Raw genomic sequence first — 16,442 nt, forward strand, 5'->3', positions numbered from 1 at the left:
TCAGGTATCGACAGCGCACTGGCGCGGATGGTGGCGGTCTTTGGTTAGCCGCGCTGCGTTTAAACGCTGGCCGTAGCTATACTGCTCGTCAACATGACCGGGACACTGCACACGCCTGGTCATGACGATGTCGCCGCACCTGGGCCAGCAACCCGGTTTATATAGACAGGGAGACGGTTAGGGATGACGACGGAACAAGTCAGTGACGGTCAGCAGACCCCCAGCACAACGCAAGCAGCCCCAAGTGGTACTTCGCCCGAGCTGACTGGTGGACAAGGCTTCAGCTTCGAGGATGCTGTTGCTTCGGTGTACGCAGCAGCGCTTCTGTGCGAGACGACAGCGCCGGGCCTGCCGGGCCGCGTCGTCAGACATGTCTCCGTGCAGCAAGGTTCGTTCGGCCAGCCTTTGGACGACCTTATCGTTCGTGCAGTCGGCGCCGACCAGGTCTCAGTAACCTTCAGCGCTCAAATCAAGCGCAAGCTGGTAATTAGCGCGGCGAACACGAACACTGATTTCCGAGAGACGATTGAGCGCGCTTACGAAACGCTCATGGACGCGGGTTTTCAAGTTTCGTTGGACAGGGTGGGTGCTATCGTCGGCGAAATATCGGACGCAGCCAAGAGGTGTTTCGAGACACTTTGTGAGTGGGCGCGTGCAGAAAGCTCCTCGGAGCAGTTTGTCCGTAAGCTGCAAACCGACGGCGCCGCCGGAGACAAGCTCTCGCAATTCGAGGCGGTTCGCGACATCCTATCACCTAAGGTGGCGTCCGACGAGCTTGATGTGGCCACCTACAATCTACTGAGTCACTTCGTCCTCATACGCCTGGATTTGCTAACAGAAGGCTCACCGACCGAGGCGGAAACAGTTGCTCGCCTTGCCAACATCCTAGCTCCAGTAGACCGACCCCACGCTGATGACCTGTGGCGCCGATTGCTGGCATTGGTACGAGTTTCGCAAGGGCGCGCTGCGGGGTTCGACCGCAAGACTCTCGTCGCGCGCTTAAACGGCGCATTCAGACTTGCTGGGGCACCGAGTGTGCAAGGAGTCTTGCAAGCCATACAGCAGGAGAGTCGACTTGCTGCTGCCGAAATTACGAACAGCATCTCTGGCCTGAGTGTGCCGCGCGACACCCGCGTTCAAGCGGTGGTCGAAGCTGCAAAGTTGCCTGGATTTGTGCAAATAGGCGGAATGCCAGGTGCGGGCAAGTCTGTCGTTCTCCGTTCGGCGGTCGAACGCTTTGCCGCCTCTGGAGCTGTCCTCTTCCTAAAGTCCGACCGTCTGCGGGGGAGTACGTGGGCGCAGTACGCCGCCGCCGCAGGTATGACGCACAGTAGTAGCTTGGAAGAGCTCCTGGTGGAGTTGTCCGCGTCTGGGTCCAGTGTGCTATTCGTCGACGGTATTGACCGTATCGAGGTTGAACATCGAGGCATCCTGCTTGACCTGCTCAACACCATTCACTCGTCGGAGCCGCTGTCAGGCTGGTGCGTTGTGGCCACCGTGCGCGACACGGGAATGGAGCCGCTACGCACTTGGCTGCCTGCGCGTCTGTTCTCCAGTGGAGTGCGGACACTAACCATCGACTCTTTCGATGACGAGGAAGCTGAGGCGCTCGCGCAAGCCAAGCCAGCTTTGCGGCCCCTTCTTTTCGGCAGTGATTCAGTCCGCGCGGTCGTTCGTAGGCCATTCTTTTCGGCCGTCCTAGCCAAGGAGGTAGACGCCTCCAATGCACCAGCCACTTCTGAGGTTGACCTTGCGGCTCTGTGGTGGGAGCGCGGCGGCTACGGCGCGAACCCCACGCGAGTGGGCTACCGGCGAAATGTCCTGGTTCAGTTGGCTAAGGCTGGTGCACATCAACTTGGAAGGCGTATTCCCGTAGCTGATGTCGATGCTCAGGTACTCTCCGAACTTGAAGCAGACGAGATTGTGCGACCCGTCAGGTACGGGCACAGCGTGCAGTTCTCTCACGACATCTTTTTCGAATGGGCTTTCCTGCAGCACCTAGTCCGGGCGGATGACGCATGGCCGGATGTAATTCGTGAAGTTGGGGAGCCGCCGGCGCTTGGGCGCGTAGTTGAACTGCTCTCCCAGACGGAGCTTGCTTATGGTGAGAACTGGGCCAAGCACTTGGCCACATTGGAGACAAACCGGGGACTTCGCTCCCAGTGGTTGCGCGCGTGGATGGCCGGGCCGTTCTCCTTAGAGACATTCGCACAGTACTCCGCCGAGTTTGACCGAGCGATGTTCGACACTGCACACTCGCGGGTTCGCAAGGTGGTCGTCTGGTACCAAGCTGAAAAGACGATGCCGAATTCCGCCATTCTCGAGCGCTCAGACGCTCCTGACCTCGACCTCGCTAAGCGCATGTTGTACGCGGACATGTGGGGGCATCCTTCCGACGTTGCTGCTTGGGCTCGCTTTTGCGATTGGCTTCTGAACCACGCACAAGACATCCCAACGAGTGTGATTCCGGACGTAGTTGCGGCATTTGAGGTTTGGCAGAACGCGTTCTCCCACTACAGCAACCGGGTTTCGGTGCGAATCGTTCAGACATGCTTGGCGTGGCTTTATCACATTGAGCACCTGCGCCATAAGAGAGAGTTTTCGATGGACCGTGGGGTCTGGGCTGATATCGAAGACCGGCGGGATGGCTTGGACGAACTCGAGTCCGCGCTACGCACGTTGGTGTTTAACTCTTCGCTCACCCTGGGCTCATTGGTCACTCAATATCTCCGCGATTTACGCCACCTGGAACTAATGCCACAGCAGGCCGTTCAGTCCGTGTTCACACATACCCAATTACTCTCGCGAGCATGTCCGGCGGAGTTGGCGGACTTTTCGCTCTTTGTATTGCGCAAAAACCTTCCTGTCGTTGTGCAGAAGGAGATGCGAGGGCGCGACTACCTGGTTTCACACAGCTTTAGCCATTTCGAATGGGACCATCTCTCCATCGACGACCACTTCTCCTTCTCACCTGCGGCTCCAACTAGAGAACCATTCCACTCGCTGCTGCTGCAAGCACCGGACCAGGGTAGGAGATTGATTCGGGAGATTGCAAACCATGCGATTCGGTCGTGGCGGCAGCTGCATCGGCTCTCACATGAGAGGGATGGAACACCCATCCCTCTTGTCATGCAATTTCCGTGGGGAAGGCAAGTGTTCTGGGGCGACAGCCGCCTTTATCTGGGTGCGCGTGGGAGCTTCGGGTCTTCAACCGTTAACTCAGGCTTGATGGCTCTTGAGGTTTGGGCGTTTCGTGAAGTCGAGAAAGGTACCCCGGTAGACGACATCCTCAAGGCAGTTCTGGAAGGACACCAGTCCGTAGGTGTACTAGCCGTTGCCGCTGCTGTCGCGCTGCAGGCCCAACACACTTCTGCAGTAAGTCTGCCCATCGCGACGAATCAACGCCTTTGGCACTGGGACATTCAACGCCACGTGCAGGACATGTCGCAGATGGCAAACCTCATCGGGTTCTTCAAACCGCAGGACAGACCTCACTGGTCGGCCGTGAAGGAAGGCAACGAACGACCAGTGCGTCGTTCGGACATCCGCTCTCTCGGCACTCTCATGGTGCTCAGGGGAGGAGAGCTTGGCGCGCAAGCGGCCGAAGCCATCCAAGACTTCTCAGGGGACCTTCCCTTTGACTACGCTGAGCAACGAACGAATACTGAACTGTGTTCGGACCTAACAAGAACTGCGGAGATTTGGGCTGAACTCGGCAAGCCAGAAAACTATCGCGCAGAGCTCAGCCCGGATGAATCCCAGATAGTTATCTCTCACGAAAATCCCAAGGCCAAAGGCGAGGACATCCAGGCGATACAGGCACGTCAAAGCGAGATGGGACGCAATCTCACTCTTCTAAACTGGGCCTACTCCTACTTTGATGACGGTAAGCTGAAGGAGTCACTCACGCTCGAAGCTGCGGCAACAGAAGCAAAAGCGCTCGACCTTGAAGACCTTTTCGCCACCAGACACGACCACGTAGAGTTGGCACATCAACGGCAATCGGCCGTTGCTGGTGTTGCTGCAATTTTTTTGCTGGAGAACGCCGAAGCGCATCTCGAATGGGCCACTGAAGTGTGCGTTCGTGCCGCGCAGACACCGGAGGTGCCGCAACAGTTTTTCACCCGCAGAGTGAAGCTCATGCACCATCCGGTGCTATACGCCACCAGAGGGCTGGGGGCATTGTTCGCAGTTGCGAAAGACGACGAGGACGTCAAGCCGCTGCAGGCTTTCCTCACGGAGCTGTGCGCCCATCCCTACGAGGAAATCGCAGTCGCAGCATTCGGCTCCTTGTTGGGTGCCTGGCCCAAGTATCCAGACATCGCGTGGGCTGCATTGCGGCTGGCTACGGCGCTTGCGCTCTTCGAGGTGAACTATGTTGCCGAAGGAGACGCAGAGGCACGGCACTACGCACGAATCCAAGACGTCATCAATGAGGAACTCCAACGTCTCCAAGATGGAGCACCTGTGGTTAGCGCTTTTCCGGCGTGGCCAGCGCCTTGGGTGCCGATTACTGACAGCGTGGCTGTTCAAGCTCGCCAGCGACGTGGTCGCACTGTCGATGCCAAGTGGCGTGCCAACCCAGTACACGTCGACACCTCGCTACTGGAAAAGGTTCTGCAGGTCATTCCCTTGGAAGCTGCATTGGCGGACCACGCGCACGCGGCGCTTTTCCTGGACTGGTGCGAAGGCTTGGCCAAGTGGACCATCGAGCGAATCGCGCCTACGTGGGCGAGAAACCGAAGAGACCTTGATGACAATTACGGCCCGGACTACTTCGAGTGGCGTCGTCATCTCTACCGATTTCTGGCTCGAATTTCACTACTGCTGCCAGTTAAGGAAGCCACACGGCGTTTTCTGCAACCTGTCATGGCCACCAATGACGAGGCTTTTGCGAGTCTCGGTGAATGTTTCACAAGTCATCTGATAGCTCAGGTTGCGGACAGCAAGGAGATTCCTCAAGCCGCGTTGGAACTACTATCCGTCATCATGCAGCGCGTTCTGGCCTATGGGGATTGGCACCACGCGGGCCATGGCGGACACTCAGAGGAGGACTTTGTCAACATCGTCAAGCACCTGTTCTTTTCAGATTTCAGGTACGCAGGAGGGGCCGTTCGCTTTGCGAACCGCAACTGGTCCGAAGTGGAGGTTGTACTTCCAGTCTTCGAGCCAATATTGCGTACCCACGGGTCTGTCACCTTCGTCGCCCGCGCCTGGATGGACCTTTGCGAAAGTAGCCTCGAACACTACCCAGCTCAGCACTTCGTCGACAACCTTGAGCACCTTCTAGTTGGAGATGGGACACCGCCTGGATGGCGTGGCACGCATTTGCCGGGGCGGCTATCGGGGCTAATTCAGCGCTTCAGCGAGCGGCAGCAACACATATCTTTGGCTACAGCACAGAAGCTCTTGAGAGCACTCGACCGGCTCGTGGACATGGGCGATAGGCGCGCAGCTGCTGTGCAGCTTAGTGAGGTCTTCCGCTCCGTCCGCGTCACGAATTGAAGACTGAATCTACCTCTGTATCTGGGAAATTTGCGCCAAAAAAACCAACAACAAGACCAAAAGTGACTACCACTTGGCCGTGGTCAGGTTGTCGTGCAACGCAGCAGCCCAGCCACTGAGGTGTGGACAGATGTCCTTTATCAGCCCTGATAACGCCTATTATCAGGGGCCATTTTTTCTAGACATTTTTGGCAGCCGTGAAATCAGGGCTCTAGGCACCCAGAGCTAAGTTATTGATTTTTCGTACCGGTGGCCCTGGGACTCTTTGCCGACGCAGGGCCACCGAGGGCTGAATTTCAGGGCGTGCAGCGATGGCGACTGAGGCCTAGGCCGGGGTTGCTCCGGCAAATTTGATATGGGCTGTAGGCCTAAGCCCCGCAACCGACCTGTTAAGTTGCAAAGTAGCCCCGTGCCTTGAACGCAAGGTATAACCAGAATCTTCGCCTCGAGCAAGCTAGCTGGGGGTCTAAGCCGGAACCGCCGAAAATTCCGTCACCAAGGTACTGAGCCTAAACCAGTGGCATATGTCCAAATGGGGTATGCCCCAACTTGACGTCAGACCAGACAGGTAAAACCGTCAGATTAGGATCGTTTTCCGCATTTCTGGACGCTGCTGATGCACGGTCTATAGCTCTAACCTGACACCTTGCTCCCTTAGCGTACGATTTTTTCCGAATTCTGAGACGACCCCAAGTAGGCAGGGTGGGTCATAGCGGTCAGACCGGGTTAAGGCTCTCTTTGTACTTTGCAATCACGCAATACCAAGCACTTTTATCAATTGAAACAACAGCTTGGATTGAAAAATGTCGGGTTCCGTCCGAATCCCGGCCGACCCTCTGCTTCTTGCCTAGGAAGTAGTCGTCGCTCAGAGAGCGCTACTGGTCATTTAGGGTTCACGTCAGTTGACCACCACCTACACCCGTGGCCAACAACCAAGATCCCATCTTATCTTGGCCATCCAATTTTTGGCCACTTCATTTGGCCCATTAACCCGGTTTTCTGTTCCACTGCACCTCAGACCCCTAGATCGGGTACTTACACTGTGGTGACTCGACCTGCCGCTATTGCCGGACAGCGAAATGGCGGGCTGAACCCCGAGGCTTGCCGCGAAGATTCTGGTCAAAGCGCAAACTGCAACTGCGGATGTAATCCCGCACGATTTGCCAGCATCAGCAGCATATCAAGGCTGAAATCCTCCACTTTGCCTTTTATGAGGCGCGAAACGCGCGGTTGCGTAATGCCAAGATGGCGGGCTGCCTCGGCCTGCGTCCAGCCTTGTGCCTTGAGTTGTTGGGCTGTGCGAATCATGACCTCGGCGCGCAGCTTCATCACTTCAGCTTCCGCAGGGTCAAAGCCCAAGTCAAGGAAGACATTGCCACTGCTTTCGGTAATTTGGATGGTATCGTCGTTCATTAGAGTGCTCCTATCAGTTTTCGGTAACGCTGTGCCGCTAAATCAATGTCCGGCTTGGGTGTTTTCTGCGCCTTTTTTTGGAAAGCGTGCAGCACATAGACCGCATCAGCCAGCTTGGCTACATAGACCACACGAAATGCCCCATGAGCCGTGTCCCGGTAGCGGATTTCATAAACGCCTGCGCCCACGCTGGGCATGGGTTTGAAGTCACTAGGCTCACCGCCATATTGCACAGTCATCAACTCAAGGCCCAAAGCTTGCCGCACGTCAGCAGGCATTGCGCGCAAATCTTTCTGGCTGGAGTCAATAAATCTGAGTAGCTTCATTTTTCGATTATGCAGGCATTTGCATATTCATACAAATTCTTGAATGAAAAAACGCCATCCCCCAAACGCCCACACCATGCGCTGGCAGCCGTCCACTTGTCCTACCCCAAGGAAGTGCAAGGCGCGGGGGTCACTCGTGCAGACCTGCACCTTGGGCAAGGACAGCGCTCGCCGTTGCGTGAGCAGGAGGGCTGGCCCTTTCGATGCCCCTCTCCGGGCTACTTTTCAGCCTACATCCCTAAGATAATGATTACTTATCTTAGGGCAAAAAATAGCGGTCAAAAGTGGCTAATCTGTAGTGAATCGAAAGATTCCTTTTGAAATCAACGGCTTGCAGCCCCATGCTGGCGAAAGAGATGCTCGTGCCTCTACCTACCACAACCCAGACCATTCATTTCGTCCGCCGCCTTGGCCTGCACCACTTCGCCTACCTACGCGCCGTGGCCGAAGGGCTGCCCCGCCTTGACAGCGCCCGCCGCTATCTGGGCATTGAGCATGGCCATCAGGCCAGCACCGCACACCAGCAAACGGTAGATTTGGTGCGCGCCGTAGCCCGTCGCCATGCCGGTATCGGTGAGTGGCGCTTGGTCGGATTGCATATCGCTGCCAATAGTGGCACTTCGGTAGCCGCGCCAAGTTTGGAAGATTTTTGTGAGCAGCAAGGCTTGGATGGCTGGAGCGAAGCGGAAATTCTTGAGATGTACGCCGATGCCTACCCTGCTGACCATCGCCAACAGCGCCGTGCCCGTCTGCGCGAGCGCCAATTAACCATGCTGCGTCGCTTAGAGGCGCTGGCTGCCGAACAGCCGTTGCCAGAGGATTTGGTCACAGGCTGGTTTGACGATGCCACGGCACAGCGCCTGCTGTGGGCAGGCATCAACACACTGGGCCAGCTACACCAGCGCATCGGGGTCGGTGGGCGCTGGTTTTCTGTGATGCCAGGAATCGGAAGCACCAAGGCCAAGCGCATCGAAGCGCACTTGCGAAACTTGCTGCCCGATTTGCCGGTGCTGGCCAAGCGCTTGTTCAGGCTGGAAGTCGCCAGTACCGCCCTTGCTGTCACCAATGCGGATGGGCTGGGCCTGCTCAATGCCAGTAGCGATTTGCAGGCCATTGAAAGCTGGATTACTGCGCGCACCAGCTCGCCCGCCACGGTTAAAAGCTACCGCCGCGAAGCACAGCGCTTGTTGCTGTGGTTGCAAGCCTATCGAGACAGCAAGCCACTGTCCACAATGGACGTGCAGGACTGCAATGCGTATGTGGCGTTTCTAGCGGACATTCCCCCGGACTGGATTTCGCGCCAAAGGGCAAGCCCCGGAACAGTGGGCTGGGCACCGTTTCGTGGCCCCTTGACACTGCATAGCCGCCAGCAAGCGATCACACTCGTAGCCAGTTTGTTTGCGTGGCTGCAAGCGGCGCGCTACCTGCCCGCGAACCCGTGGGTGCTGGTCAATCAGGCCCAAGGTGATGACAAAGAGCAGCGCTTGCTAGAGAGCAAAGCCCTAAGCGAAGCGGCAATGGAGCAAGTGCTGGCTTACATTGATCGCCAAGAGGCCAGTCCTTCACGCTACCGGATTCGCTTCATTTTGGCTTTCATCAGCAGCGTAGGTTTGCGTAGCGCCGAACTGATTGCGGCCAAGCTGGGCGATTTGCAGCACGAACCGGAGGGCTGGTTATTGCAGGTGCATGGTAAGGGGGCTAAGAACCGCTTGGTTGCCATCCCGCCAGCAGCTTTGCACGCCCTGCGCGAGTACCTTCGGGCGCGTGGATTTGGCGATGATCCGGCGCTGGCCCCCACCCAAGCCCCGTTGTTGTCCAGTGTGCAAGACCCTATGCAGCCGATAGGCTATCAGGCGCTGTATGAGCACGTCCGTGGCTGGGTGGGTAAAGCTGTGGCCGCCGCTGCGTTACCGGAAAAAGAAAGGTTGCGGCTGGCCAAGGCATCAACTCACTGGCTGCGCCACACCTTCGGCACCAGAGCGGTTGCCAAGCAAGTGCCCCTCGATGTGATCCAAGCGCAGATGGGCCATGCCAGTATCCAAACCACCATGAACACCTACGGGCGTGCGCCAATCCAGCGCCGTGCGGATGAGCTAGGCAAGGCGTTTGGCTAGTGCTTGGGCACAGCGCGTATGGCCTAGCAGTCGTTGGTACAGCGCAGACAGGGTGTTTTTGCTTGGTAACGGTATTTGGGGACGTGGTGCTAGGAGGGCGCTTAAATTTAGGCAATGCTTAAAAATAAGCAAAAACGCAAAGCCCGTTTTTCCCATTGGGAACTGTTCTCTGAAAGATTGAGATAGTTATTAGGGCGTTTCTTTTTTTGGTGAACGCAGCGTTCATCGTTTTTGGTGAACGCTATATGAAGTTTTTGCGGTAGCGGTAGCGGGAGCCGTGGGCATGGGCGGTCTGATCCGGCGTTTTGTAGAGTCTGTGCGTGCTACAGCCGTGCTTGTGGAGCGCGCAGTCTGGGTTTGGACTCCACAAAGTAGGGCTGACACTGGCCTGAGTCTTGGCAAAGCCGGTTTTTCCTTGACCGGCCAAATTTGGCCGGTCGTAGTTTTTCCAAATGCTAGGCGGGTGCGAGATTCCGCAGCAAACTGTCCAGCCCCTGCCCTATCCCCTGCCAGCCCGATTTGTGCATAGAGGATTTTTTGCTGCTTTTGCCGTTGGCACTGTCTCTGGCATTACCGCTTCTCGTTGGGGTGACAGTAGCTCCCAGCTTTGCATGGTGGCCATTCCGCCAGTGAGCTTGCAAGCCCTGCTTGAGTACCTTCAGGCGCGTGGATTCAGCGATGACCACCTGTTGTGGCCCCAGCCCAAGCTCCGCTGTTACCCAGTGTCCAAGACCCTATGCAAGCGATAGGCTATCAGGCGCACTGTATGAGCATTTCCGGGATTGGATGAGCAAAGCGGTAGTAGCCGCTACGTTACCGGAAAAAGAAAGGTTCCGGTTGGCCAAAGCATCAACCCACTGGCTGAGGCACACCTTCGGCACCAGGGCGGTGGCCAAGCAAGTGCCGCTCGATGTGATTCAGGCACAGATGGGCCATTCCAGTATCTAAACCACCATCAATATTTGCGGTCGTGCGCCGATTCAGCGTCGCACGGATGAGCTAGGCAAAGCGGTTGGCTAGTGCTTGGGCACAGCGCGTATGGCCTAGCAGGCGTTAGCACAGCGCAGACAGTGTGTTTTTTCCTGGTAAACGGTATTTGGGGACGTTGTGCCAAGAGGCATCTTGAATTGGGAGAGTGCTTTAAAAATTAGCAAAAACGCGAAGCCCGTTCTACCCCTTGGGAACTGTTCTCTGAAAGATTGGGATAGTTATTAGGGCGCTTTGCTTTTTCGGTGAACGCTGCGTTCATCGTTTTGGGTGAACGCTATATGAAGAAAAAACTGGGTGGGTGCCGTGGGCTGGGACGGGTTGGGGACGGGTTTGAGTCGTCCGGGTCTAAGGCGGGCTTTTGTGGAGCCTGTACGCGCTACAACTGAGCTTGTGGAGCGCAAAGACGGCTTTGCACTACGAAAAGTAGGGGAGCCATGAGTCCAAGTTTGGACTTTGTGCGGTTTTTCGTTGACCGGCCAAATTTGGCCGGTCGTACTTTGGCGCAAGGATGGCGGTACAAAGTGGTGAGCGGGTGCTAAAAAATCTCGGCCCTTGTTTGAGCCGATGCCGCTTCTGGCCTTGGCATGGGCCAGTTCGCTTTTTTCCTGACCGGCCAAATTTGGCCGGTCGTGTTTTAGCGCAAAAGATGGGGGTGGAAGGTGGTGAGCGGGCACAAAAAAACCTCGGCCCCTGTTTCAGCCGATGCTATTTCTGCCCTTGGCGTGGGCCAGTTGAATTTTTCCAACCGGCCAAATTTGGCCGGTAGTTTTCCCGCTGTCAGGCTGGGGCGAAACCGCCTAGCAAATTACCCAATCCCTGCCAGCCCGGTTTGCGCGTAGAGGAGTCTGTTGCTTTTGTCGCAGGGGCCATCTCTGGCGGTGCCGCTTCGCGCTGGGGCGGCGATGGCTGCCAGCTTTGCACCGTGGCCTTATCGACGGGGATGAGCTGGCCTTTTTGCAGAAGCTGGGCCACCTTGGTCACATCGCTAGGGGGTACAGCCAGCCATTGAACCTTGTGCGTTTCCTTACTCTGCACTTCCTGCACCTTCGCCATGCGTATCCAGTCGTTATCTACGCTGAAAAGCACGGTTTTTCTCGTCGGGTTGCATAGCCATCGCTGTGGTGATGCACTTGCAGCTGCAAACAGTGCGTCCATGTTTGCGGCTACAGGCGTGCCATGCCAAGGATGGACGCGCCCTTCGTCCTCAATTGGAGGTTGGACAACCGCTTCGCTTGCCGGTGCTGGGGTCGGTGGTGTGAACACTAAAGGTGGTGCATCTGCATCTGCATCATCCGATGGTGCCGTTTGCCATTGCTCCAGTTGCTCTTTTGTTACCGCGAAAATCGTTCCATCGCGTATGGCCTGCGCGATGGATGGGGTGTCCAGCACTACAGACCATTTTGCCAATAGCGGGTTGCATACGAAATTTTCGATCTTGGTGCGCTCCAGCACGGCGCTGCTGCTGTTCCACTGCCAAACATAGAGGCGTTTTTCGCTGGACAACAAGCCCGTCTGGGCCAAGGCTTGGCGCAAAGTGCTGGCATCATTTGTCGTTTGCTGCTCTTGCGCTGCGGCTTCTTGTTGCTGCGCTTCCCGCTGGCGTTTAGCTGCCAATCGGCCTTGCCAGTCGATGTTGCTACTGAGTAACTTAACGGTGTAAGCGTAGGGATTTTTGGCCTTGGCAATCGAATCTTCTGCCAGTTCAACGATGTGGCCCAGCATTAAGCCCGCTTTGCTGGCCATGCCCATGAGCTTGCGAATCGCAGATGCTCGCAATCCCAAATGGCGCAGTGGCATGAGGTCGTCGGGCACTTGGTTATTGGCGTAGTAAGCAGCTTGCGGATCGGAATTGGCTGCCACCACGGGGGCTTCACTGGTGCCAGGCGCATCTGGTTGGGCGACAGGGGCTGGCTGGTCGCCGTTTGTTTCGATTTCGATCTTGATGTGTTGGGCAGGTGCTGGTTCTAGCAATTCCACGGCGGCGCGAACAGCAATTTGATCTTCGCTGGGAATGGGCATTACCGGATGGTCTTTGGCACGGGCACTGACCAGTCCCAGTGTTTGCAAGGCCCAAGGGGTCAAGAAAATGTCGCTGACCTGCATCCCAAGTTTGCGCGATTGCACTTGGGAGCGAACAATCCACTCTTTGCTCTCGAGTTCTTTCTTGATCTTGCAAATTTTGTTCACGCTGACATGCAGCGTTTGTGCGAACCGTTCGTTGCTGATGCGAACGGAATTGGTAATGTCCTTCGTTTGGATACTGCGAACCACGGCTTGCAGTAGTAGGCGTGCGTAGGGCTTTAAGGCACTGATGGCTGCAATGCGGCAATCGGTGGCACGGTCTGCCGCACGGGCAATGCTCGGCGGATAGGGTGCAGGTAAAGCAAATTCATTAGATGAGAGTGTGGCAGTCATTTTTTTGAGGGCGAAAAATCCCCCGTGTTGCCAACTGCCACAGAAAAGTTCTAAAATCGGCGCAACTATGTATTTGCGCTGTTTTTTCTAGGACTCGTTCTTGGTGGGGCAGCATGGGCAACCCGATGAAAGCCGCTTCTCTTGGTACAGAAGCGGCTTTTGTCGTTTTACGGTGTGGTAAAGGTCAAGAATTAGATGGTTGGTGTGTCCCTGTGGAGCAATTGTGCAGATTGTCCTGCGAAAAACAGAAAATCTGAAACGATTGAAGATAGCCGACTGTGAATCTTTCGAGCTGGAAATGGCTCAAAAGTGTGCTAGGAATTTCCTTGCGCTGCATGTCTTGGGTGCAGCGTGTCAGGTAGTTGGGGCACTGAACGGACATGCTTTGCCTGTAGCAATGCTTAGATGTTCCCCAATAGGAACTTGTTTTTCGTTGTGCGTGGACGCTTGCTGTAGCCTGCTGGAGGCTACAGCGATGAGCATAGCCGTTGCGGCTGGCGTGCTGAATTGGATGCAAGGCGTAGGCGGTGCGGAATGACATTTTTTAACATATAAGGTCATTCTGTGTCGCTTGCACCAAAAATCCGCTAAAATCCGCACAAACAGGCGAACGCAGATTTCCGGTGTGCAAGGCACAGGATGGTTGATGTGGCGTTCGCGGCGGGCCTACAGTAACTTTCTCAGGGTGGCTGTAGGCTTTTTGCTTTGTGCGAACAAAACAGGTGTATGGTACCGCAGTTTTGATACAAACTTGAAAAAAATTGCGGGCGCAGGACATCCCTCCTGCGTAAGGTAAAGCTCCGCCGCCAATTTTTAGATAGCTATCTAGCTATCAATCAATTTTCAAATATTGCTTTAACAGGCGTTCGACAATCTCTGTCTCGGTTACACGACGGCCTGGAGACGATTCCGCAATTGCCCCGTTCTTCAGTGCTTTTGCAATGTCCCAACGGATGCGAAACAGTTTTTGCACGGTGGGTACTGGTGGTAGCTCGGCGGCAGAGGTTGAAACAGAACTGGACGGCGTTGGAGTGATGCTGTTTTCCCTGGCACCTTCGAGAAAGGCGGTAGGGTCTTTCTGGGGAGGGGTGATACCAGATAGGTCAGGTTTGCCGCGCATCCGATTCATCAGTTTGTGCGTGAAACCTCGGCATTCATGCCGGGGAGGTAGAGCGCGGAACGCATGGCGTTCCTTGCCTCGGGCTGTTACCTGCTCACGTCCGTTCTATGGCCCGGTTGACAGAAATTAGTGCGAGGCTTTTCACCTCTGCTGGGCCTTGCGGCTCTGCCCGTAAGGGCATAGTGACGCGCACCTTGCGGTGCGGCTCCCCTCGACAATGTTGCGTATCGGCTTACCCTTGCGGGCGGTTCCAATCCGTTTCGTGCTTACCCTGTCGCTTGTCTGCAACCAGAACTTTCAGAGCTTGGGACTAAGGAAGCATCCCAAGGTGAGTCTTCGCACCTGCACACAACGTAGCGCCCGCTTTACTCGGCAATGAAGCCCGGATTAAGGCATCCGGGGCGCTTAGTCTGGTCAACCCGAACTTGTAAGGCTTTCGCCTTCCAAGCTCCAACCTTCAGGTCGGGGTAGTTGACGCAGTCACCTCGTGGAAAAATGCTTCAATCTCGGCAATTGCTGCGCTGTCTTTGCCTAGTTCTTGCACAATCGCTCCTTCGCCAATGGCTCGCCGGAACGCCACGCGCTCACACACTTTGCTTGTCAAGACATTGAGTCTTTGTTCTTGTAAGAATTCCAGCATATCGGCAGTATCTTTGCTACGGGGATCAACACGGGTTAAAAGCACTCGAACATCCAGATCGGGGTTGTAATCCCGTGCCAGTTCTACCACCATGAGTAAATCGGTCATCGCTGCGGCATCTAGGTTGGATGCGCCCACCGGAATCACTGCACGCTGGGCCAGCAAAAGGGATGAACGCAAGCCCGCTGAGTCACGTCCTCCAGCATCCACGACCACATGCTGAAACCCGCAGGCTAACGGCCTTCCTTCGGTCAGAATGGCCTTTCCAATCAGACAAGCGGTTGTCGGGTTGCGTGTATGGCTCCCACTTTCTCGCCGCCACGCTGCCCAACTTGCGGCACTGGCCTGTGGATCGCCGTCGATAAGTAGCGTCTTGCCTTGGTAGGCAAGCATGGTTGCTAAATGAATGGCGGTGGTGGTTTTTCCTACACCACCTTTGGTGTTTACCACTGCATAGATGGTCATTGAGTTTTTCTCCAGCACGAGATAGCTATCTTACTGCGTGGTAGATAGATAAATAGATAGCTATCTTTTGATTTAGATAGCTATCATATAATACAATTGATCTATTGCAATCCCCTGTACTAAAAAATCCTGATGAGTAGCTATCACATCCCCACCGCCACCCGCTGGATTTCTGGTGCTTTGGCTACCGTGGTAACGCTGGTTTGTGCTGGCATGGCCGGTATGTCAGCGATGGAGCGCTCTACCAGCATGGCTGGAGCAGTGATGTTTGTGGCATTGGCTTTGGTGATGGTAGTGGGCAGCCATTTATTACCAGCTTTAGCCCGTGGTAGTCGTATTGGCCAAGGCGTGTTTGCCGTTTGCGTGCTGGTGACGCTTTACAACCACGCTTACTTTTTCGACAGCGAAAAGCGCCACATGGGCCAGCAGCGCCAGGCCGAAGTCCCTCCTTCACCCGAGGTACTACGCTATGAACAAGAGCTGGCTTTGATTGATGCGCGTGGTTTGCCGCTGGTATCGGCAGACCTCGCCAGCGCACAGGTGGCAGTTGCCAAAGCCGCTGCTGTACTAGAGCGTTGCCAAGCCAAAGAAGGTGCACGCTGCACCTCTGCTGCGGCTGCGCTAGACATTGCTCAAGCCAAAACAGGCGCTTTACAAGACGAGCGCACCCAAGCCTTGCGTGCTGAAGACCTGCGCTCCAGTTTGTCAACAGCAGTAGCGGCACATGGCGCTAGGGTAACCCAAGCTGGTGTCAATGCCGTGGATGCCTCCATCGCCCGCCTATTGGGCATCGAGGCCGATACCGTGGCCACCATGACTTCCCTCATGCAATCCATCGCCTTGGAAGTGATGGGCGCTTTGCTCTGGGCTGTAGCCTTGCCCAAGGTGGTTAAAAAACCTCGTGTGCAGGAAGTGCGCGTCAAGCACATCATCCCCTACAACCCTAAGCCCAAGCCGTCTAAGCAATTCGGCTGGGCACGCACTGCGCTGATTCGCCACCAAGGCCAGCCCCGCGATTCGCCTGTTTCGGTGTAAAACTCTCCTGCTAAATGCAAAACGCCACCCTTTTTTATAGGGTGGCGCTGCTGCATGGCGAAGGTTAGCTTGCGCTAGGCACGTCGAAAATTCGCTGTGTTTTTACTGTTAATCTGCGGAATCGTCATCCACCACTGTCTCCAAAAGCAGATTGATGTGCTGCTGTACCCGCTCCAACCCTGCAATCGTTTCTTCACGGGTGTGGCTGGTGTCGCCAAAGAAGTCTTGGATGGCTTCGATGAGAGTTTCTGCTTTGGGTAGTGGTCAATCTTTGACTGATTTGCTGTAATTCAGCATTATTTTCATGATAAGCCTCATGCTGTCACCGCACAGCCTTCTCTATGAAACTACACGCCAGATCGTTAGTTTGGTAGTGCATGACTTTGGGAATGGTTGCAAAAAATCAGTCAATTGAACAC

Annotated in this window: 9 protein-coding genes; 4 read left to right on the forward strand and 5 right to left on the reverse strand. The window is 55.6% G+C overall.

Annotated elements, in window-relative coordinates; all coding sequences use genetic code 11:
• Window positions 1-183: 183 nt before the first annotated feature.
• Entirely contained in the window at window positions 184-5,505 is a 5,322-nt protein-coding gene (locus PHX60_RS09350) for a hypothetical protein (protein ID WP_300077004.1), read from the forward strand.
• A gap of 1,119 nt (window positions 5,506-6,624) precedes the next feature.
• On the opposite strand, the gene PHX60_RS09355 is transcribed toward PHX60_RS09350, so the two are convergent.
• A complete protein-coding gene (locus PHX60_RS09355; RefSeq protein WP_300077005.1) occupies window positions 6,625-6,918 on the reverse strand; it encodes a helix-turn-helix transcriptional regulator in 294 nt (97 codons plus the stop codon).
• Entirely contained in the window at window positions 6,918-7,244 is a 327-nt protein-coding gene (locus PHX60_RS09360) for a type II toxin-antitoxin system RelE/ParE family toxin (RefSeq protein WP_300077006.1), read from the reverse strand. Before PHX60_RS09360 ends, PHX60_RS09355 begins: the two co-directional genes overlap by 1 nt.
• A 362-nt stretch (window positions 7,245-7,606) precedes the next feature.
• Between PHX60_RS09360 and PHX60_RS09365 the strand changes: the two genes are divergently transcribed.
• Window positions 7,607-9,358 (forward strand): tyrosine-type recombinase/integrase, encoded by a 1,752-nt coding sequence (locus PHX60_RS09365; protein ID WP_300077007.1) that lies wholly within the window; start codon window positions 7,607-7,609, stop codon window positions 9,356-9,358.
• Between the two features lie 786 nt (window positions 9,359-10,144).
• Window positions 10,145-10,306 (forward strand): site-specific integrase, encoded by a 162-nt coding sequence (locus PHX60_RS09370; RefSeq protein ID WP_300077008.1) that lies wholly within the window; start codon window positions 10,145-10,147, stop codon window positions 10,304-10,306.
• A gap of 819 nt (window positions 10,307-11,125) precedes the next feature.
• On the opposite strand, the gene PHX60_RS09375 is transcribed toward PHX60_RS09370, so the two are convergent.
• The 3 genes from PHX60_RS09375 to PHX60_RS09385 form a co-directional block, all read right to left on the reverse strand.
• Entirely contained in the window at window positions 11,126-12,763 is a 1,638-nt protein-coding gene (locus PHX60_RS09375) for a hypothetical protein (protein ID WP_300077009.1), read from the reverse strand.
• Between the two features lie 832 nt (window positions 12,764-13,595).
• On the reverse strand, window positions 13,596-13,892 hold the full coding sequence (locus tag PHX60_RS09380) for a hypothetical protein (protein ID WP_300077010.1): 297 nt from the start codon (window positions 13,890-13,892) through the stop codon (window positions 13,596-13,598).
• 448 nt (window positions 13,893-14,340) lie between these two features.
• The gene (locus PHX60_RS09385) at window positions 14,341-14,988 is read right to left on the reverse strand and encodes a ParA family protein (protein WP_300077011.1); all 648 of its coding nucleotides are present in this window, start codon (window positions 14,986-14,988) and stop codon (window positions 14,341-14,343) included.
• 132 nt (window positions 14,989-15,120) lie between these two features.
• Here PHX60_RS09385 and PHX60_RS09390 point away from each other — a divergent pair, with 132 nt between their 5' ends.
• The gene (locus PHX60_RS09390; RefSeq protein ID WP_300077012.1) at window positions 15,121-16,023 is read left to right on the forward strand and encodes a hypothetical protein; all 903 of its coding nucleotides are present in this window, start codon (window positions 15,121-15,123) and stop codon (window positions 16,021-16,023) included.
• The last annotated feature ends 419 nt before the right edge of the window (window positions 16,024-16,442 follow it).

It is taken from the genome of Giesbergeria sp., from assembly GCF_028686475.1.
GTDB lineage: Bacteria > Pseudomonadota > Gammaproteobacteria > Burkholderiales > Burkholderiaceae_C > Simplicispira.